Source organism: Paraglaciecola arctica BSs20135 (genome assembly GCF_000314995.1).
Taxonomy (GTDB): domain Bacteria; phylum Pseudomonadota; class Gammaproteobacteria; order Enterobacterales; family Alteromonadaceae; genus Paraglaciecola; species Paraglaciecola arctica.
This window is the reverse complement of sequence record NZ_BAEO01000056.1, coordinates 90791-110903: the sequence shown is the minus strand read 5'-3', so window position 1 is coordinate 110903 and position 20113 is coordinate 90791. Positions and strand designations below refer to the sequence as shown.

16 protein-coding genes and 5 tRNA genes are annotated in these 20113 nt (G+C 39.3%); 19 read left to right on the top strand and 2 right to left on the bottom strand.

The features are described from left to right. Positions 1-2 precede the first annotated feature (2 nt). Both GARC_RS19150 and GARC_RS19145 read left to right on the top strand, forming a co-directional pair. Positions 3-1877 (top strand): GldG family protein, encoded by a 1875-nt coding sequence (locus GARC_RS19150; protein ID WP_007623349.1) that lies wholly within the window; start codon positions 3-5, stop codon positions 1875-1877. Then, positions 1874-2899, top strand: coding sequence for a DUF4340 domain-containing protein (locus GARC_RS19145; RefSeq protein ID WP_007623347.1), 1026 nt, complete (start codon positions 1874-1876; stop codon positions 2897-2899). Before GARC_RS19150 ends, GARC_RS19145 begins: the two co-directional genes overlap by 4 nt. A 25-nt stretch (positions 2900-2924) precedes the next feature. Here the strand turns inward: GARC_RS19145 and GARC_RS19140 are convergent, their stop codons facing one another. Together GARC_RS19140 and folD are read right to left on the bottom strand one after the other, a co-directional pair. After that, a complete protein-coding gene (locus GARC_RS19140; RefSeq protein WP_007623345.1) occupies positions 2925-3473 on the bottom strand; it encodes a DUF1415 domain-containing protein in 549 nt (182 codons plus the stop codon). 2 nt (positions 3474-3475) lie between these two features. After that, the gene (gene folD, locus GARC_RS19135) at positions 3476-4330 is read right to left on the bottom strand and encodes a bifunctional methylenetetrahydrofolate dehydrogenase/methenyltetrahydrofolate cyclohydrolase FolD (RefSeq protein WP_007623343.1); all 855 of its coding nucleotides are present in this window, start codon (positions 4328-4330) and stop codon (positions 3476-3478) included. 236 nt (positions 4331-4566) lie between these two features. Between folD and GARC_RS19130 the strand changes: the two genes are divergently transcribed. The 17 genes from GARC_RS19130 to GARC_RS19045 all read left to right on the top strand — a co-directional run bounded on the left by GARC_RS19130 (position 4567) and on the right by GARC_RS19045 (position 20101). Further along, positions 4567-4827 (top strand): DUF5062 family protein, encoded by a 261-nt coding sequence (locus tag GARC_RS19130; protein WP_007623341.1) that lies wholly within the window; start codon positions 4567-4569, stop codon positions 4825-4827. Positions 4828-4993: 166 nt separating this feature from the next. Further along, a tRNA-Pro gene (locus GARC_RS19125) sits at positions 4994-5070 on the top strand. A 19-nt stretch (positions 5071-5089) separates the two neighbouring features. Beyond that, a tRNA-Arg gene (locus GARC_RS19120) sits at positions 5090-5166 on the top strand. 92 nt (positions 5167-5258) lie between these two features. Next, positions 5259-5334, top strand: a tRNA-His gene (locus GARC_RS19115). Between the two features lie 3 nt (positions 5335-5337). Next, positions 5338-5422: transfer RNA gene (locus GARC_RS19110), tRNA-Leu, on the top strand. A 169-nt stretch (positions 5423-5591) separates the two neighbouring features. Further along, a tRNA-Pro gene (locus GARC_RS19105) sits at positions 5592-5668 on the top strand. A 377-nt stretch (positions 5669-6045) separates the two neighbouring features. After that, the gene (locus tag GARC_RS19100; protein ID WP_007623339.1) at positions 6046-6645 is read left to right on the top strand and encodes a 3'-5' exonuclease; all 600 of its coding nucleotides are present in this window, start codon (positions 6046-6048) and stop codon (positions 6643-6645) included. Positions 6646-7067: 422 nt separating this feature from the next. After that, positions 7068-8378 carry a trigger factor gene (gene tig, locus GARC_RS19095; RefSeq protein ID WP_007623337.1) on the top strand — a complete coding sequence of 437 codons (1311 nt, stop codon included), beginning with the start codon at positions 7068-7070 and terminating at the stop codon, positions 8376-8378. A gap of 90 nt (positions 8379-8468) precedes the next feature. Beyond that, complete coding sequence (clpP, locus tag GARC_RS19090) at positions 8469-9110, top strand: ATP-dependent Clp endopeptidase proteolytic subunit ClpP (RefSeq protein WP_007623335.1); 642 nt, start codon at positions 8469-8471, stop codon at positions 9108-9110. Between the two features lie 98 nt (positions 9111-9208). Then, positions 9209-10486 carry an ATP-dependent protease ATP-binding subunit ClpX gene (gene clpX / locus GARC_RS19085; protein WP_007623333.1) on the top strand — a complete coding sequence of 426 codons (1278 nt, stop codon included), beginning with the start codon at positions 9209-9211 and terminating at the stop codon, positions 10484-10486. Positions 10487-10657: 171 nt separating this feature from the next. Further along, complete coding sequence (gene lon / locus GARC_RS19080) at positions 10658-13024, top strand: endopeptidase La (protein ID WP_007623330.1); 2367 nt, start codon at positions 10658-10660, stop codon at positions 13022-13024. A 239-nt stretch (positions 13025-13263) separates the two neighbouring features. Beyond that, positions 13264-13536, top strand: a complete 273-nt coding sequence (locus GARC_RS19075) for an HU family DNA-binding protein (protein WP_007623328.1) — start codon at positions 13264-13266, stop codon at positions 13534-13536. A 244-nt stretch (positions 13537-13780) separates the two neighbouring features. After that, positions 13781-15655 (top strand): SurA N-terminal domain-containing protein, encoded by a 1875-nt coding sequence (locus tag GARC_RS19070; RefSeq protein WP_007623327.1) that lies wholly within the window; start codon positions 13781-13783, stop codon positions 15653-15655. A 441-nt stretch (positions 15656-16096) separates the two neighbouring features. After that, complete coding sequence (ndk, locus tag GARC_RS19060; protein ID WP_007623325.1) at positions 16097-16528, top strand: nucleoside-diphosphate kinase; 432 nt, start codon at positions 16097-16099, stop codon at positions 16526-16528. 129 nt (positions 16529-16657) lie between these two features. Further along, positions 16658-17803 (top strand): bifunctional tRNA (adenosine(37)-C2)-methyltransferase TrmG/ribosomal RNA large subunit methyltransferase RlmN, encoded by a 1146-nt coding sequence (locus GARC_RS19055; protein ID WP_007623324.1) that lies wholly within the window; start codon positions 16658-16660, stop codon positions 17801-17803. A 33-nt stretch (positions 17804-17836) separates the two neighbouring features. Beyond that, positions 17837-19159: a type IV pilus biogenesis/stability protein PilW gene (gene pilW / locus GARC_RS19050; protein ID WP_007623323.1), complete on the top strand. Its 1323-nt coding sequence runs from the start codon at positions 17837-17839 to the stop codon at positions 19157-19159. Between the two features lie 9 nt (positions 19160-19168). After that, a complete protein-coding gene (locus GARC_RS19045) occupies positions 19169-20101 on the top strand; it encodes a RodZ domain-containing protein (protein ID WP_007623321.1) in 933 nt (310 codons plus the stop codon). Positions 20102-20113: the final 12 nt, after the last annotated feature.

The window sequence follows — 20113 nt, the reverse complement described above, 5'->3', positions numbered from 1 at the left end:
TCATGCAACATAAATTGACATCATCTGTGAATTTGGTTTTGTTAGTCGTGGTGTTTTTTGCTCTTGTGTTTTTGAACAACCAATTGTTATCTTCGGCTCGGTTAGATTTAACTGAAAACCAAGTTTATTCGTTGTCTCAGGGCAGTAAGCAGATCCTCAAAGAAATAGACGAACCAATCAATTTATACTTTTTCTTTTCAGATAAAGCCTCAAAAAACATGACTAGTTTACGCAACTATGCAAACCGTGTTGAAAGCCTATTAACTGAATATGAAACCCTTGCCAACGGCAAACTAAAGTTGCGAGTTTTAGATCCTCAAGCATTTTCGGAGCAAGAAGATCAGGCCGATCAATATGGTTTAACCGCTGCTAATATTGGTGCAGCAGGTGAAGCTATTTATATGGGAATGGCGGCGACTAATGCTTTGGATGAACAAAAGGTCATTGCGTTTTTTGACCCACAAAAGGAAGGTTTTTTAGAGTATGAAATCAGCAAACTAATTTATCAATTAAGTGAGCCAGAACCTGTCAATGTTACTTTAATAACAGACCTTGCCATAAAGGGGGGACAAAATCCCATGACGGGACAAGTTGATCCTGCTTGGACATTTCTGACTCAGTTAGAGCAATTGTACCAAGTAGAACAACTCGATAGTGAAACCACCAGTTTACCGGATAACACCGACGTATTGCTGTTAATTCATCCTAAAGAATATAACGATGCTTTGTTATTTGCGATCGATCAATATGCGCTCACTGGCGGTAAAATTTTAGTTTTTCTGGATGCGCATAATGAATCTGACCAAATGGCAATGATGGCCGGACCTATGCCTAGTGGCAATAGTTCTAACTTGGAACCCTTGCTCAGCGCATGGGGTGTTCAGTTTGATAGTGAGAAGGTGCTGCTTGATGCCTTGGCTGGGCTAGACATACGCACCCAAGATGGTGGCGTGACCAGACACTTTGGTTTTGTAGGCCTAACCACAGATCAGCTTGATCGTGAAGATGTAGTTACATCAAACCTTGAAGTGATAAATGGTGCGTCCTTTGGTGTATTTAGTCAACGTGAAGGCGCCGAAACTACTTGGTTACCACTGGTTCGCTCAACACTAAATTCAGACTTGATGGATGTTTCGAGCTATGCCATGACACAGGATCCTCAAGAATTGGCGAAAGCTTATCAAAGTAACAATAAGACATATGTTTTAGCTACCAGACTTTCAGGGCCAAGCCATAGCGCTTTTGATAAAGCCCCTGAGGGGGTTGAACAGAGCGAAATAACTACATCAACTGATAACTTAAACATCGTTTTAGTAGGTGATTCTGACATGCTCGCGGATCGTTTTTGGGTGCAGCAATCAAATTTCTTCGGACAGACTATTTTTACCCCTTTTGCTAATAACGGTGACTTTATTACTAATGCCGTCGAGAATTTAGGCGGCAGCGATGCGCTTATTAGCATTAGAAGTCGGGGGGTATTTAGTCGCTCTTTTAGTAAGGTTGATGAACTCACTGTTATTGCTGAGCAAAAATTCCGTGATCAAGAACAGATACTGCAACAACAACTAGAAGAAACTGAGCAACAATTGTTGCAGTTACAAAATCAACAAGTTGAGGGTGGTGCTTTGGTCATAACCCCAGAGCAACAGTTAGCTATTGATGAATTTATGCAAAAGAAAATCACTATTCGTAAGTCGCTACGTGATGTTAGACATCAACTTGATAAAGACATTGAAAGTTTGGGTAATTGGTTAAAACTTATCAATATTGCAATAGCCCCACTTTTACTCATTTTATTACTAATGTTGTTAAGAGGGATTTTCAGAACTAAACCTCGTAAAGCAGTTGCTGAGTCAAAAGAGGCCGCTGTTTTATGAATAAACAAGTTTCTATATTGACTGCTATTGCGATATTAGCTGTTGGACTAGGGGTATGGCTGATCCAAGCACCTACCAAAGATACATTTGAAGCAGGATTTTTGTTTGAAGATCTGCAAAAATTTGCTAATCAATTGGATAACGTCGAAATAAAAAATGCACAAGGTGTGTTATTTAGTGCACAAAAACTAGGTGACAGTTGGTTGGCCACTTTTGATCCTGGACAACATGTTTATCCTATTTCACAGGACAAACTAGCAGATTTTGTCGAAACTATGATGCGCGCAAAATTAGTTGAGGCAAAAACGAGTAAGCCAAAAAACTATATCCGTTTGGGATTACAATCTATAGATACTGACGACAGCATGGCAACGTTAGTAACCTTTAAAGCTGATGATCATTTATGGCAGGTTTTAGTAGGTAATAAGGTCACTGTGGGGGAAGGGCACTATATCCTTAAACCTGAAAACCCTCAAAGCTGGCGAATAGATAAAACAGTAAATTTACCAATAGATAAATTTTCATGGTTAAAACAACCGATTTTACCTTTTCAAACACAAGATATTAGTTCCGTTTCAAGAGTAGACAACTTAGATTGGCAAATAACAAAATCTGCTAGTGGTGATTTTCAATTAATTAACATGCCCAAAGATAGAGAATTGCAGTACGACAGTATTCTTAATGCAGTTGTTAGTAACTTAATCGATCTTAATTTTGAACAGCTACTCACCGCGGATGATGATTTTACTCAATCGTTAAAGATATTGACTCAGCTAGAAGTGAGTACCTCAGACGAAAAAATATTTCAGGTCATCGTAAGTGAACTTGATGATAAACATTATGTGAATTTTAGTTCTAACGATCAGCCAGAGTATTGGCAAAAATGGTATTACCAAGTGTCTAACTTTTCAGCACAACAATTGATCAAAACCCTAGATGACTTTTTAGCAGAACAGAACGCCACTACAAACAATAGTGATCCAAGTCCTGAAACTGTTGATGAAGGGGATTCACCTTTCTAATAGGTATGTATTATACGGGTTCTGGTTATTTTAATAAGGATTGTAAGTAGCTTGAACCTAGTTCCCTTGCCTTTGTTATATTGTTTTCAGGAATACTTTCTGGTTCAGGGTAATGTTTCAGCACAGCTTCAATACTGCTTTCTCTGAGTATATGTAAAATGGGGTAGGGTGACCTATTAGTGTAATTGGCTGGATCATTTTGATCCTCACCATCGAAGCAGTAATCGGGATGAAAGCTGGCTAATTGATAGATACCTCCATAACCACCTTGGCTTATGAGCGAGTTGGCCATTTCAAGCATATCTAAATAACACTCAAAATCGGCAAAGCCTGATGGAAAAATCAGCAATGTGGTTTGGATATTCTGTTTTTGGTCGAGTATTGCCAGTTCTTCTAGTAAATGGCTTAGAGCATCATTAACTTGAGTCGCGGGGAAAATGGCATAACGCACAGTATTGCGTTGTATTTCTTTTTTAGCGAAAGGACAGAAGTTTTGCCCTACAATCACTTTGTCTATCCAATATTTGACCGCAGTCAGAACCTCTTCATCCGGTAACTGGGCAGATATGTTCATATTTATGAATGGTACTTCACATAAGCTTCTAATGTATTTTCAATTAGACTGGCGACTGTCATCGGTCCTACACCACCTGGCACGGGAGTTATCCAGCCAGCTCTTTGAGAAGCTCCTGCATATTCAATATCTCCTCCTAAGCTACCATCTTGATTACGATTGATACCTACATCTATAACAATTGAACCGGGTTTTATCCAATCTCCTGGAATAAATTCTGGTATGCCTACCGCCACGACTAATAAATCAGCACGCTGAACATGAGATTTCAGATCTTGAGTGAATTTATGACAACTAGTTACTGTACATCCGGCTAAAAGGAGCTCCATAAACATTGGACGACCGACAATATTGGAAGCGCCTACTATGACTGCATCCAAACCTTTAATAGGGCGCTTAGTGGACTCAATAAGACTCATGATGCCTTTAGGTGTGCAAGGACGCAAAGCAGGGATACGCTGGGCAAGTCTGCCGATATTGTAAGGATGAAAGCCATCTACATCTTTGTGAGGATCGATACGCTCTAATATTTGCTCTTTGTTTAAGCCTGCGGGAAGTGGAAGTTGTACTAATATACCGTCAATTTCATCGTCGACGTTTAATTGGTCGATAATATCGAGCAGAGATTGTTGAGACGTTGTCGCCGGTAAATCATAAGATTTAGAGACAAATCCAACTTCTTCACAGGCCATGCGTTTCTTGTTAACGTAAACATGTGAGGCAGCATCACTGCCCACTAATATAACGGCCAAACCTGGCGCTCTTCTGCCTGATGAGATTATGGCTTCGACTTGTATAGCTACATGTTGTCTAATATGTTTGGCAATTAAAATACCATCAATTTTCTGTGCTGGCATGAATAACCTAGAGCAAAATATTCCGTGAGTGTATTGTCACATATCGCTGGGGTTTGTCGCAATTAGGATGTATTAAAAATGCCAAAATCAATCATAATTCTTAAACCATTTCTAGTTGTTATTGATATAACGTGCAGTTAGTCTAGTAGGTGAAATTTATTAAACTAACGTAGATTTTACCTCTGAAAAGAATGGTTACTGGACTTATTACAGCAATTAATAAATGTGAGATGTAAATGAAAAAAATTCCAAATGAAACCCAATTGTTGAAAAAAGCCTTAGTAGTGGGCGAAGCATATGCCAAAAACAGAGGGTTCAAAACTTTCTCAGCAACAGATTCTGCTAAAGAAAAAGTTGAATGTATTTATCGTTTGTTGGCGAATGACAAACTGATTACGCCGTTACCTGCTGGCAGTGAAGATTTATTGAGTATGAAACATAAACTTGCAGTTTGGCTTAGAAACAAGCTACCTAAAGACCATGCACTTTTGAAATAAAAGTTCGTATGTATAGTTTTTTAGGTGCTGATTTATCAAAAAATGCGCATCTTGGATTAAAAGTAATCAATCGAAAAAATTGATCGAAAAAGTGTTTGACGAGGTTATGTAAGCTATGTAACATGCGCCTCCCGTATCGAGATGAGAACAACGTTACGGGTTAAGTCGGTGAGTAGCGCAGCTTGGTAGCGCACTTGGTTTGGGTCCAAGGGGTCGCAGGTTCGAATCCTGTCTCACCGACCATTTCTCAAATGTCACCTTAGGTTCCATAGCTCAGCTGGATAGAGCAACGGCTTTCTAAGCCGTGGGTCGAAGGTTCGAATCCTTCTGGGACCACCATTTGGTTCTAATTCTTTCGAACGCATAAGCGAGCGAGAGGTTGAGAAATAGTTCTTAATTTAAAAGTTGAAAATTTACTACAGTTTATTGTGGTGAGCGTAGCTCAGTTGGTAGAGCCCCGGATTGTGATTCCGGTTGTCGCGGGTTCGAGCCCCGTCGCCCACCCCACTCGCGGGAGTGGTGGAATTGGTAGACACGCTGGATTTAGGTTCCAGTGCTTCACGGCGTGAGAGTTCGAGTCTCTCCTTCCGCACCATATTTATAGTCATTTGATCCCAAATGGTTTTTATATTAAGAAAGTAATTTTTAATTTATCTAATTTGTATATCCCTATACAAAACTGATAGTTCATAAGTTCATTATTTTAAGGAACTTCATCTTTAAATATTGTGATGAACTTATAATAGGTTGTTTTAGAGTTAAGTCGGTGAGTAGCGCAGCTTGGTAGCGCACTTGGTTTGGGTCCAAGGGGTCGCAGGTTCGAATCCTGTCTCACCGACCATCTTTTCTTGTTTTATATTCCTTTAATAAAATGTTTACTTTCTAAGTCGTATTTCGGCAACTTTCTGAGACCTCCTTAGGGTGGCATTACGATGAGTTTCCTATTAATTTCTATATTCCATCTCGTGTCATAAGCTTGCTCAGACACTTACCGCCATCCATGGTGATTGCCCTACTTAATTCGAAAAATAATCGGCGAGCTTTAATCTGTGGGGTCAGGTTTGTTGAAAGTGAAAATATTGGACTCATTGTCAAATTAAGAATTTAAGTTATTGATTTTAAAATAAATTGTTTTTTCCTGCGTATGCCCTGTGAGCAATAGATCTTTAGTCTTTTGTATTATGATGGGCTTGTTTAAACTTAATTATGGAATTGAACATGGAACGTCCTACTAAAGAGCAGGTAAGTAGATTGCCATTGTATGTTGGCCTTAGCCTTGCAGATATTGATATTATCGAAACTGAGTTAGATGCAGTAAATGCATTAAAAGAGTTAGAGACTGAAATTTGTTTGGGGTTTGATACTGAAAGTAAGCCTATTTTTCGTAAGGGGCAAACCAGCCCTGGACCCACCTTGATCCAACTAGCAACAGCAACTAAGGCCTTTTTATTCCCTACTAAGTTTCCTTTCGCTATATCTACAGCTAAGGCTATTTTGTGCAACCCAAATATTCAAAAGGTAGGCTTTGGTCTTAAAGGAGATAAAAAGGAACTTCGTAATAAACTCAGTATTGATATTGCAAACACACAAGATTTATCAGTTGAGTTAAAGAACCTAGTGGGTGATAAAGATTTGATTGGAGCTCGAGCCGCTGTGGCAATGGTGCTTAAATCTAGACTAGGGAAGGGGGCTCAGAGGTCAAACTGGGCACAATACCCACTTCAGCAACATCAAATATTATATGCAGCGAATGATGCTCATTCAGCTATTTGTGTTAAAAATCATTGTGTGGCTCAGGAGCATATTGTTGACGGTTGACGGTAACCTGAATTCTGGTTTACTAAAGAGTCAATCAAACAGAAGGGAATTCTGCGAGAAAAAAGCATGAATGCCAGTATGTAGAGCATATGCTCTTAAAATCTCGTATCTCGAAAATTTAACTATAGCAGCTATGTCATTGTATCTATGGCAAGGATTTTTTAAGTACCAAAGTCGTTATTAAGTTACTAAACGACAATACTATTCCAATGCAGGGCATTTTACCCTCGACTTGCGTAATAGCTATCGCTATACTACTGCGTCTTTTTATCAGGCTGTCTTGGCTAGAAATAAGTTTTTTTCTTTTGTCAGGATATTCGGACGCAACAAGTGTTATCCGTAACACTCAATTATTTTGCGCCGATAAAAGCTCATTAGTCATTATACATAAGCGCAAGTATGCGCATAATTGAGGTATTAGAATGCAAGTTTCCGTTGAGGCGACCAAAGGTTTAGAACGCCGTCTTACTATCACCGTTCCTGCTGAGTCAATTGATTCTGCAGTTAAGTCTCGCTTACAGCAATTAGCTAAAACCCAAAGAATCAATGGTTTTCGCCCTGGTAAAGTTCCTGTTAATGTTATTAAGAAACGTTATGGCCAAGCCGTTCGTCAGGAGATTGCTGGTGAAGTGATGCAACGCAACTTCTATCAGGCTATTACTCAAGAAAAAATTAATCCAGCAGGCATGCCTAGCTTTGAAATGAAAACTGATGAAGATGGCAAAGACTTAGAGTTTGTTGCCGCTTTTGAAGTGTATCCAGAAGTAGAAGTGAAAGATATTGCTAAGATTAAGGTTGAAAAACCAATAGTCGACATCAGTGATAAAGACTTAAGCGAAATGATTGACACTTTGCGTAAGCAACATGCTAACTACAAAGAAGTTAAACGCAAAGCTAAGAAAGACGACAAAGTCACTATTGATTTTATCGGTACTATCGATGGTGAAGAGTTTGATGGTGGTAAAGCTGAAGATTTCGCCCTTGAAATGGGTAAAGATCGCATGATCCCTGGTTTTGAAAAGCCAATAGTTGGCAATAAAACTGGCGACGAAGTTATTGCTGATGTTACTTTCCCTGAAGATTATCATGCTGAAAAGCTGAAGGGTAAAGTGGCGCAGTTCACTATCAATATCAAAAAAGTAGAGCAATTAGACTTACCTAAAGTTGACGAAGAGTTTGCTAAATTGTTCGGTATTGAAGATGGCAACATTGAAGCGCTGCATGCTGAAGTTCGCAAAAATATGCAACGTGAGCTAGATCAAACATTAAAAGCGTCAATAAAAGAGCAAGTGATTGCTGGTTTATTAGAAAAAAATCAAATTGATTTGCCAAAAGCATTAGTTGATCAAGAAATTAATGCGTTACGCGAGCAAGCTAAACAACGTTTTAGCCAGCAACAAGGCGGAAACGTTGACAACATGCCAGAGCTACCTGCTGATTTGTTTGAAGAAAACGCCCGTAAACGCGTAAGTATTGGTTTGTTGTTAGGTGAAGTGATTAAAACTAACGACCTAAAAGTAGATACTGCTAAAGTAGATGCGCTAATTGAAACTGCCGCTTCCGCTTACGAAGATCCTCAAGAAGTGATCGAATACTACAAAACTAATGACGAATTAATGCAACAAATGAACAATGTTGCTATGGAAGAACAAGCAGTTGAATTATTGCTTGAACAAGCCAAAGTTAAAGAAGTGAAGAAATCTTTTGATGAGATCATGAACAAACAGGCTTAATTTGGCCATTGTTAATTGACTTATCTAGTCTGTAACTGCTTAAATGCTCGGTAACTACCGAGCATTTTTATTTGTGAAGAATTCTAATATATGATGAATACACCTTTTGATCCTACAAACGCATTAGTCCCTATGGTCGTTGAGCAAACTGCTAAGGGTGAGCGTTCATATGACATTTATTCTCGTTTACTTAAAGAGAATATTATTTTCTTAGTTGGTCAAGTTGAAGACCATATGGCTAACTTGATCGTGGCACAGATGCTTTTTTTAGAAGCGGAAAATCCAGAAAAAGACATTTTTTTGTATATAAACTCCCCTGGTGGTTCAGTTACTGCCGGTATGGCAATTTACGATACAATGAATTTTATTAAGCCTAATGTGAGTACTATTTGTATTGGGCAGGCGGCGAGTATGGGCGCATTTTTGTTGTCGGCTGGTGAAAAAGGTAAGCGTTATTGTTTACCAAACTCACGGGTGATGATCCATCAACCTTTAGGTGGTTTTCAAGGACAGGCTTCAGATTTTGAAATACATGCCAAAGAAATCCTGTCTATTAAAGAGAAGATGAACAGGTTGATGGCACAGCATACTGGAAAAGATTATGAAACTGTTGCTAAAGATACCGATAGAGATAACTTTTTAAGTGCTGATGAAGCTATGGAATATGGCTTAATAGATAAGGTCTTTACTAATAGGCCTGATAATCAAGCAGAAACAAAAAGCGACAAATAAGATAGTGACTCTTTGAAATATTAATGAGTACACTGTAGCTCAATCAGTATTAGGGCAGTTGTGGTAATAAGTCGGTTTGAGATAGGAAAAGATTGTAAATGAGTGATAAAAAAAGCAACGATGGCGACAACAAACTTTTGTATTGTTCGTTCTGTGGTAAAAGCCAACATGAAGTAAGAAAATTAATTGCTGGCCCGTCGGTTTTTATTTGTGATGAGTGTGTCGATTTATGTAATGACATCATTCGCGAAGAAATAAAAGAAATCGCACCCAAGAAAAAACAAGATGACTTACCTACACCGAAAGAAATTCATGCTCATCTAGATGATTACGTGATTGGTCAAGAGCATGCAAAAAAAGTGCTTTCTGTTGCGGTTTATAATCATTACAAACGTTTAAGAAATGGCGATGTACATGAAGGTGTTGAATTAGGTAAGAGTAATATCTTGCTAATGGGTCCAACAGGAAGTGGTAAAACCTTACTAGCCGAAACACTTGCAAGGTTGTTAGACGTGCCATTTACCATGGCTGATGCAACAACATTAACTGAAGCGGGTTATGTAGGTGAAGATGTCGAAAATATCATTCAGAAATTACTACAAAAATGCGACTATGATGTTGAAAAAGCCCAGCGCGGTATTGTTTATATCGATGAGATAGACAAGATATCACGTAAATCAGACAACCCATCTATTACCCGAGATGTATCCGGTGAAGGCGTACAGCAAGCACTACTTAAACTAATTGAAGGCACAGTTGCTTCTGTCCCCCCTCAAGGTGGCAGAAAACATCCGCAACAAGAGTTTTTGCAAGTAGACACCTCTAAGATATTGTTTATTTGTGGTGGTGCTTTTGCTGGTTTAGATAAAGTGATTGAGCAGCGTGCTCATACAGGAACCGGTATTGGTTTTGGTTCAGAAATTAAAAATATTAGCAACAAAGCGCAAGAAGGTGAATGGCTTAAAAAGGTAGAGCCCGAAGATCTAGTGAAATACGGCTTGATCCCAGAATTTATTGGACGTTTGCCTGTACTTACTTGTCTTGAAGAACTTAGTGAAGATGCATTGGTTCAAATTTTACGTGAACCTAAAAACTCCTTAACCAAACAATACTCAGCGTTGTTTGGAATGGAAAACACTGAACTAGAATTCCGTGAAGATGCTCTTCAAGCTATAGCTAAAAAAGCCATGCAACGTAAAACGGGGGCTCGTGGTTTACGCTCTATAGTTGAAGCTGTATTGCTGGATACTATGTACGACCTACCATCAATGACTAACGTCAGTAAAGTTGTGATTGATGAAACTGTCATTCGTGGGGAATCAAAACCTATTTTGATTTACGACAGTGGTGTCGATAAAAAAGCCGCTTCGGAATAAAAATAAATAAAAGGCTCGAAAGAGCCTTTTTTATTGCTGAAAATATCCCCAGAAAAATCTATTTACTGCACTTTATTCTGCTTTGTTTTAAATTATCATTTGAACTTTTACTGCCTAGCCCCATATACATCCGATAGATTTAATATTAAATGACTTAATGCGAGACCAAGAATGACTAAAAAGCGAGAAAATCGCATTGAAATGCCTGTTTTGGCGTTACGTGATGTAGTTGTATATCCCCATATGGTTATCCCATTGTTCGTTGGGCGTGAGAAATCAATTCGTTGTTTAGAAGCAGCGATGGAAAAAGATAAACAGATATTCTTGGTCGCTCAAAAAGATGCGGGTGTTGATGAACCTGAAGTAGATGACATATTCACCGTAGGGACAATCGCAACTATATTACAGTTGCTTAAGTTACCTGATGGTACGGTTAAGGTGTTAGTTGAAGGTAATCAACGTGGTAAAATTGACTCTTTTGTTAGTACAGAAGACTTTTTTATTGCAGAAGTACTCAGCTCAACAGATACCGAATTAGCTGAATCAGAACAAGAAGTATTGATCCGTTCGGCTATTTCTCAGTTTGAGGGATACGTCAAACTGAATAAAAAAATTCCACCTGAAGTTTTGACCTCATTAAGCGGTATTGAAGATGCCGCGCGCTTGGCTGATACGATGGCGGCACATATGCCCCTGAAGTTGTCTGAGAAACAAAAAGTGCTTGAGATGCTTGGGATCACAGAACGCTTAGAATATCTAATGGCGTTGATGGAAAGCGAAATTGACTTACTGCAGGTAGAAAGAAAAATTCGCACCCGCGTTAAAAAACAAATGGAAAAGAGTCAGCGAGAGTACTATTTGAATGAGCAAATGAAAGCCATTCAAAAAGAACTCGGCGAACTTGATGATGCGCCAGATGAATTTGAAGCACTGAATAAAAAAATTACCGATGCCAAAATGCCAGCAGAAGCCCAGAAAAAGGCGACTGCTGAATTGGCTAAATTGAAAATGATGTCGCCTATGTCGGCAGAAGCTACTGTTGTTCGTAGTTATATTGACTGGTTAACCAATGTTCCTTGGGTAAAAAGAAGCGTTGTCAAAAAAGATCTCGCCGCTGCTGACAAGATTTTGGATGCAGATCATTACGGTTTAGATAAAGTTAAAGAACGTATTATCGAGTATCTTGCGGTGCAACAGCGAGTGAAAAAACTCAAAGGACCTATTCTATGCTTAGTAGGGCCTCCTGGAGTGGGTAAAACGTCTTTAGGACAGTCTATAGCTAGAGCTACTGGTAGAAAGTATGTACGTATGGCTTTAGGTGGTGTCCGTGATGAAGCTGAAATTAGAGGGCATCGCCGCACCTATATAGGTTCTATGCCAGGAAAAATGGTTCAAAAAATGGCTAAGGTAGGGGTTAAGAATCCACTCTTCTTGCTCGATGAAATTGATAAAATGGCGTCGGATATGCGAGGTGATCCGTCTTCAGCCTTATTAGAAGTATTAGATCCAGAACAAAACAGTACTTTTAGTGACCATTATCTAGAGGTAGATTACGACCTTTCAGACGTCATGTTTGTTGCTACTTCAAATAGCATGGATATTCCGGGCCCATTACTGGATCGTATGGAAGTTATACGTTTGTCAGGATATACCGAAGACGAAAAGCTGAATATCGCGACCCAACACTTAATGGATAAACAGATATCCAGAAATGGTCTTAAAAAAGGCGAGTTGGTGATTGATGAAAGTGCCATTATTGGCATTATTCGTTATTACACCCGCGAAGCAGGTGTTAGGAATTTAGAAAGAGAAATTTCTAAAATATGCCGTAAGGCTGTTAAGAATATCTTATTGGGTAAAAATATCACCCAAGTACTAGTGAACCAGGATAACCTGAATGAATATTTGGGTGTACAGCGTTTTGATTACGGTAAAGCTGACAAAACTAACCAAATAGGTCAAGTTACCGGATTAGCTTGGACACAAGTAGGTGGCGAACTATTAACTATAGAAACCACATCTGTAGTGGGCAAAGGCAAAACTACCTTCACCGGTTCATTGGGTGATGTAATGCAAGAGTCGATTCAAACTGCCATGACAGTGGTGCGCAGTCGAGCAGATAAATTACGTATTAATAATGATTTTCACGAAAAACGCGATATACACGTACACGTGCCTGAAGGCGCAACACCTAAAGATGGTCCTAGCGCGGGGATCGCGATGTGTACTGCCCTAATTTCTACGCTTACAGGTAACCCTGTACGCTGCGATGTGGCGATGACAGGTGAAATTACACTTAGGGGAGAAGTGTTACCTATTGGTGGTCTGAAAGAAAAATTATTGGCAGCTCACCGTGGTGGGATCAAGACCGTCATTATCCCTAAAGAGAATGAACGTGATCTCGAAGAGATCCCTGACAACGTAAAACGAGACTTAAATATCCACCCTGTACAGTGGATAGATGAAGTCTTAGCCCTAGCCTTAGCAGAGCATCCGGAGAAATTTCAGCCAGTTGTTGTTAAAAAGATTAAAAAATAAGCATAAAAGAGAGTTTTTTCAATTTTTTTTCTACTTTAGGGCTTCACTATGTAAATAGTTATGGTAGCCTTTAAACCAGATTCCCTTAAGGCCTTGTCATGAAAGGGATTGAGACGATTCATTGAAAGTTAATGATTTGTAAATATATAGCTTGAAGTTAAGTTTCATGCTTGATATAAATGTTCGGCTTTGCATGGTGCAGGCCGCAAAATATAATAACAAATGAAGGGGTTCATATTGTGAATAAGTCAGATCTTATTGATACCATCGCTGCAAGTGCAGATATTTCTAAAGCAGCTGCGGGACGTGCACTAGATGCATTAACTGGCGCTGTAACAACAGCACTTAAAGATGGAGATCAAGTTGCATTAGTTGGTTTCGGTACATTCTCGGTACGCGATCGTGCTGCTCGCAGTGGTCGTAATCCTCAAACTGGTGCGACTATTCAGATTTCAGCAGCTAAGGTGCCTTCGTTTAAAGCTGGTAAAGCATTAAAAGACGCTTGTAACTAATCACTTAGTTCATTTATACCAAAAGGCGATGATTTATCATCGCCTTTTGTTTTTGTGCAGTTTGTGTCTAGTCTGTTTTAATAAAGAAATTAAAACAGCCTAGATATTTTTCAATTCACTGCGAACAATCATTAATAAATTAACTCGGTTGGTATATAATCCCGCGCGCTTGCGTACAAGGCAGCCTAACTTGGGTGTCTTCATTACTTATCAATAACAGCTCATTTGGAGTTTGGACTTTAGTATGTTGGAAAGAATCAGAGAAGGATCACAAGGCCCTTGGGCTATGGGGATCTTAGCATTAGTTATTTTAAGTTTTGTATTTGCAGGAGTGGGGAGTTACATCAATTCATCTGCATCTAGCGCCGCAGCCACTGTAAATGGCGAAGAAATAGGCATCGATGAATTAGAACGCGCCTATCAAAACGAACGTTCGCGGATGGAGTCTCAGTTTGGAGAAGCCTTTGCTACATTGGCAAGTGATGCTGCCTATCTACAAAATTTCCGTCAGGGGATCTTAGATCGCCTAATTAGTGAGAAACTTCTCGACCAAGCCGCACAAGAATTGGGTTTGCGAGTCAGCGATCAGCAAATCAAGTCAGCCATAGTAGGTATGCAAGAATTTCAAGTAGATGGAAAGTTTGATAATGATCGTTATCTTGCCATTTTACGCCAAGCAGGTTTTCAGACAAATAACTTTAGAGACTATATGCGCGTTGACATGGTTCGCAGGCAACTGTCGCAGTCATTAATAGCAACAGAATTTGCTTTAACAAGTGAAGCAAAAACAGCGCACCTAATGCAGCAGCAAACTCGTGATATTCATTATGTAAACGTTCCTGCCGCTAAATTTATTGATCAAGTAAAGGTCACTGATGATGAAATTTTGGCTTATTATCAAAGTAATATCAGTCAGTTTGATACTGAGCAGAAAGTCAGTTTGTCCTATGTTGAGTTGGAATTAGAAGATTTATTACCTACGATTAAGGTTAATGAAGAAGAGCTCACTGAATTCTACCAACAAAACCTTGGTGATTATCGTACAGACGAAGAGCGCCAAGCGGCACATATATTGTTCGAAAGTTCTGAACAAGACGAGACCATTGCTGCTGAGGCTGAAGAAGTTCTTGCTAAAATACAAGCTGGAGAAGATTTCTCAGAACTCGCTAAAACATTTTCTAGCGATACTTTTAGCGCTGAAAATGGTGGTGATTTAGGTTGGTTTGGCAAAGGAATTATGGATCCTGCATTTGAAAACGCTGCCTTTTCACTCGTTAATAAAGGTGACGTGAGTGCTGTAGTCAAAAGCGAATTTGGTTACCACATTATTAAGTTAACAGATGTTAAGCCTGAGCAAGTTACTGCTTTCGAAAATGTCAAAGAAGAGATAACGAATAAAGTTAAAACTTTCAAAGCAGAAGAGCGTTTTTACGAAATTAGCCAAAGAATTTCAGAAGTGGCTTTTGAAGTACCAGACAACCTTGACGAAGTAGCAGACATTGCCGCTAAAGCGATAAGTACCACAGCTTTGTTTAGTCGCAATAATGCGCCAGAAGTAGTGTCTAACCCCAATGTATTAGCAAGTGCATTTAGTGCTGAATTAATTGAAGATGGGGTAAATAGCGAAGTAATAGAGCTGGGTAGCAATCACATTATGGTTGTTAGAATAGCCAAACAAGAGCCTGAACGCACTAAAGCGATGGAAGAAGTCAAAGATCAAATCCAACAGACATTGTCTGCAAAAGCAGCTCAACAGGCTGCCAGAGATTGGGCCTTGGATGTGAAAACAGCCTTGAGTGACGGCGAAGATGTGAATGCTAAATTAGCCGCTCTTGAGCTTAGTTGGGAAGACAAGCAAGGGGTTGCACGAAACGACGCTGCTTTGTCTCAGACTATTGTTGAAGCTTTGTTCAAGCTATCTGCAACAGATACAAGTGTTGTTGATTTAGTCAATGGAGATATCAGTCTGGTGCAACTAGTTCAAGTTAACTCAGGCACTGAGGCAAATGCCCAGCAATTGGCTTCATTACAAAATCGTCTGGCATCGAATAAGTCTCAAATATTATATGGAGCAGTAATAGAGTCTTTAAAAGCACAGGCAGATATTGAGATTTATTAATAGTCCGACATATATGTATATTTAGGATCGGTCATTGAATAATAAAAAAGAGCGTTTATCGCTTCTTTTTTTTTTGTTAATTTTGACAAGCAACTTTATTAGCCTGTCATTGCCATTCAGTTATCCATAACAAAGAGCTGTAAAATAGTGCAATTACAGCGCAAAAAATGAAAATATATATAAACCCTTGTTTGCCATCACCTAAGCTATAGTTCTTCTTTTTTAAATACATAAACCAAACCAAACACAGCACAACAGGAATAAGCACTAAAAATTTTATCAAAGTCACCTCTTCTCTAAATTACTTTAGCCTCGATTTTAGGGACAACAGAATAATATGCAATCTATACTAGGTATTTGCTGTCTAATTGCATATAATCCGCGCGAAATTTTATGTGTCCTTTCAAGGGACGAAATATAACTAATACTGGAGTTACGAAAATGGCCTTAGAGCGCACTTTTTCTATTATTAAGCCTGATGCAGTTGCAAAAAATGTTATCGGTGCTATTTACAACCGTTTTGAGTCTGCTGGCCTAAGATTAGTGGCGTCTAAAATGCTTCATTTAAGCAAAGAGCAAGCAGAAGGATTCTACGCTGAACATAGCGAACGTCCATTTTTTGGTGCTTTAGTTTCTTTCATGACTTCTGGTCCTGTTATGGTCCAAGTCTTAGAAGGCGAAAATGCTGTATTGAAAAATCGTGAAATCATGGGTGCTACTAACCCAGCTGAAGCGTTAGCGGGCACTTTGCGCGCTGATTATGCTGCTTCAATCGACGAAAATGCTTGTCATGGTTCAGATGCTCCTGAATCAGCAGCTCGTGAAATTGCTTATTTCTTTAGTGATGAAGAAATCTGCCCACGTACACGCTAAGCGGAAATTTGCTTTTGATAAAGGGAGCTTAGGCTCCCTTTTGTGTTATTTGTTATTTGTAATATGTACTGCAAAAACTGAGTAATCGGTTAAAATGGCAGTAGTTTAGTCTGTTTATTGAGGTTTATTGTGTCAACTGAAGTGGTATCTGCCCAACCTAAAAAAATTAACCTACTTGATTTAACTCGAGATGGTTTACGTGTCTTTTTTAATGAAATGGGAGAAAAGCCCTTCAGAGCAGAACAAATTATGAAGTGGATCTACCAGCAAGGCGTGGCAGATTTTGAGCAGATGACCAACCTCAACAAGGCCTTAAGAACTAAACTGCAGGCCAAATGTGAAATTAAAGCACCAGAAATAGCCTATCAGCAGAATGCTTCAGACGGCACCATTAAATTTGCCTTGAAACTTGAAGGCGGTCAGGAAGTTGAAACAGTGTGGATCCCAGATGGCGATCGAGCAACATTATGTGTGTCTTCACAAGTGGGTTGTGCACTGGAATGTACTTTTTGTTCAACCGCACAACAGGGATTTAATCGTAATTTAAAAGTCTCTGAGATAATTGGTCAGGTTTGGCGAGTAGCCACCACAATAGGTTTAAATAATGATACTGCTAAACGTCCCATCACTAACGTAGTGATGATGGGCATGGGTGAGCCATTATTAAATGTTAAAAATGTTGTGCCTGCAATGGAACTGATGATGGATGATCTTGCCTTTGGTTTGTCCAAACGTAGAGTGACCTTAAGTACCTCAGGTGTGGTACCGGCCCTTGATATGTTGGGTGACCAAATAGACGTAGCTCTGGCGATATCTATTCATGCACCAGACAATGCATTACGCGATGTACTTGTTCCGGTTAATAAAAAATATCCTTTAGAGGTATTTCTAGCCAGTGTTAGAAGGTATTTGGCTAAGTCAAACGCCAATCAAGGAAAAGTCACAGTAGAGTACGTGATGTTAAATGGGATTAACGATAGTACCGACCAAGCTCATGCTCTGGCAAAAGTAATGGCAGACACGCCATGTAAAATAAATCTTATTCCGTTTAATCCATATCCTGGCTCACCTTATACATGTTCTAGCAACTCGCGGATTGACCGTTTTGCTAAGGTCCTTATGGAATACGGGCTAATAGTGGTAGTTCGCCGTACTAGGGGCGAAGATATCGATGCCGCCTGTGGACAGCTAGTGGGGGAAGTGGTAGATCGTACAAAAAGAATTTTGAAAAAAAAGCTGAAGGGCGAGAGCATTTCAGTCAAGATGACACAATAGATTTTTTATCGGCAATATGTCACATAGGTCCTAATGAACTTCATTCTAAAAATTATCAGTATCGTTTTTATTGCACTGATATTCCTCAGTGGATGCACCAGTCGAAGTAGTCAAAATTCGGGCCAAAATTTTGACAAATTAGAAGCTTCCAAAACTCGTGTTTCTTTAGGTTTGACTTATCTTAAAAACGGAAACTATAGCCAAGCAAAATATAATTTAGATAAAGGTTTAGAATTTGCGCCAAGGTCAGCAGACGCTAATTTTGCAATGGCTTATTATTATCAAAGTGTTAGCGAGTTAGAGCAGGCCGAAAATGCTTATCAATTTGCTATGGATCTTGATCCAAAAAATGCCAACATAGCCAATAGTTATGGGGCGTTTCTATGCCAAAATGGAGACTATGAAAAAGCCAAGACATATTTTCTTAAAGCAGTGAATACCAGCAGTTATGTCTCCAGCGCCGAGACATATGAAAATTTGGCCTTGTGTAGCCAAAACCAAGGCCGATCTGAAGATTCTATTCAATATTTACGCAGTGCAGTTAATCACCAACCAGGAAGAGCTAGCAGTCTTTATCTTCTTGCTCAGTCGTTGCTCGATACACAACAGTGGCAAGAAGCGAGAGGTATTCTTAGACGTTATGAGAAAGTTTCGCAGATCAGTCCGCAAAGTCTGTTGATGGCAATGAAGATAGAGCGAGGTACAGGCAATGATACTGCCGCAAAAGGTTATTTGGATATGTTGGTAAGGATATTCCCTAATGATCCAATCACCAAGTCAATATTAACTGACATGCAGTCGCGTCCTGAAATAGTCAGCAAAACAGAAAACCCTCCAATGTTAAAAATAGCAGCTAAAATCTCACCCGAGTTAGTTGCTTCTCAAGTCACTGAAATGGCTACGGACAATACAGTGGCAGTGACAGAAACAGAAACGAACGATTCATTAGCAATAGTAAAAGACACCGATATAAAGACGGATGAGATTGTACAATCCAATGTAGCTGCTACAGAAGAATTGTCGGAGCAGGTAACTCAAGCAACAGAATTGCCTACAGACAATACAGTGACAGAAACTAACGATTCATTAGTAATTGTAAAAGACGCCGATATAAAGAAGGATGAGATCGTAAAAGCCAAAGTCGCAGAAAAATTGTCGCAGAAAACCGAAGTAGAGCCAGAAATTTTAGATACACCCGACTTCCATGTTGTTACCAAAGGCGAAAATTTATATCGAATTTCGCTTCTTTATAACATCAAAATGCAACGTCTGATAGAATGGAATGATTTGGCCGACGCGTCGGCTATTTACGACGGTAAGAAGTTATCTTTAGTAGCCCCAAGTGTTGTAGAGTAAAACTAAACTATGATTGAAAAAGAAGCAGTTCAACAACCAGAAGCCATTATTCAAGGGCCGGGCCAGATATTAAAACGAGCCCGAGAGAAGGCTGATATGTCGTGCCAAGACATTGCTGACAGAATGAAATTAAAAAAGAGCCTAATTGAAGATATTGAGCAAGACAACTATGACATTAATATTTCACTGACATTTATCAGAGGGTATCTAAAGCTTTATGCAAAACACGTTAAGGTTGACGAAGCTGAGATACTGAATGCGTTTGAAAGTCTAAGCACTCAAAAAAAGGAACCTGCCAAACTACAAAGCTTTTCACGCAGAGTGGCTCATCAAGCCAATGATGACAAGCTGATGTTAGTGACTTATTTAATTGTTGCAGCGGTCATAGCTTTAGTGGTTATTTGGTGGTTTCAACAAAGCTCAAATGACACTACTACAGCGTCAAATGTGAGTAATTATTCTGAAACGGTTACAGAAAATGTTGTTGCTAAAGAAATATTCTCACTCGAAGAAAAGTCGGATGATTCTGTTGCTACAAAGTCAAGTGTGCAACTTCCTCCGAGCGATAACCAATCTATTAGTGCTGATAGTGCTGATAGTGCTGATAGTGCAGAAAACGCAGAAATTGTGGATGATTCCAACAACTTGAACGAAACCACTGATGTGATAGAAACAACGGTAATCGAAACTGCAGCGCCAGTTAAGTTGATATTCGAGTTTGCTGGCGATTGTTGGATGAATCTGACTGACGCCACGGGTGAAAACATTGCTTACGGGGTCAAAGTTAAAGGGAGAGTTATGCCAGTAACAGGAATTCCTCCTTTTGTTGTGACTTTAGGTGCACCTGAAGTGGTAAAAATTCGTTATGCAGGTGAACCTTTGGATATGTCTTTTTTACCCGCTGGACGCATCGCCAAATTTGATTTACCCCTGTCTGAATAATTGAACGAATTA

What these genes read in the sequence shown, in the direction of transcription:
- pilW (WP_007623323.1), top strand. Translation starts at nt 17,837, where the DNA reads ATGAACTTCATTCTAAAAATTATCAGTATCGTTTTTATTGCACTGATA.
- ndk (WP_007623325.1), top strand. Translation starts at nt 16,097, where the DNA reads ATGGCCTTAGAGCGCACTTTTTCTATTATTAAGCCTGATGCAGTTGCA.
- GARC_RS19150 (WP_007623349.1), top strand. Translation starts at nt 3, where the DNA reads ATGCAACATAAATTGACATCATCTGTGAATTTGGTTTTGTTAGTCGTG.
- lon (WP_007623330.1), top strand. Translation starts at nt 10,658, where the DNA reads ATGACTAAAAAGCGAGAAAATCGCATTGAAATGCCTGTTTTGGCGTTA.
- folD (WP_007623343.1), bottom strand. Translation starts at nt 4,330, where the DNA reads ATGCCAGCACAGAAAATTGATGGTATTTTAATTGCCAAACATATTAGA.
- GARC_RS19045 (WP_007623321.1), top strand. Translation starts at nt 19,169, where the DNA reads ATGATTGAAAAAGAAGCAGTTCAACAACCAGAAGCCATTATTCAAGGG.
- GARC_RS19100 (WP_007623339.1), top strand. Translation starts at nt 6,046, where the DNA reads ATGGAACGTCCTACTAAAGAGCAGGTAAGTAGATTGCCATTGTATGTT.
- clpX (WP_007623333.1), top strand. Translation starts at nt 9,209, where the DNA reads ATGAGTGATAAAAAAAGCAACGATGGCGACAACAAACTTTTGTATTGT.
- tig (WP_007623337.1), top strand. Translation starts at nt 7,068, where the DNA reads ATGCAAGTTTCCGTTGAGGCGACCAAAGGTTTAGAACGCCGTCTTACT.
- GARC_RS19145 (WP_007623347.1), top strand. Translation starts at nt 1,874, where the DNA reads ATGAATAAACAAGTTTCTATATTGACTGCTATTGCGATATTAGCTGTT.
- GARC_RS19070 (WP_007623327.1), top strand. Translation starts at nt 13,781, where the DNA reads ATGTTGGAAAGAATCAGAGAAGGATCACAAGGCCCTTGGGCTATGGGG.
- GARC_RS19140 (WP_007623345.1), bottom strand. Translation starts at nt 3,473, where the DNA reads ATGAACATATCTGCCCAGTTACCGGATGAAGAGGTTCTGACTGCGGTC.
- clpP (WP_007623335.1), top strand. Translation starts at nt 8,469, where the DNA reads ATGATGAATACACCTTTTGATCCTACAAACGCATTAGTCCCTATGGTC.
- GARC_RS19130 (WP_007623341.1), top strand. Translation starts at nt 4,567, where the DNA reads ATGAAAAAAATTCCAAATGAAACCCAATTGTTGAAAAAAGCCTTAGTA.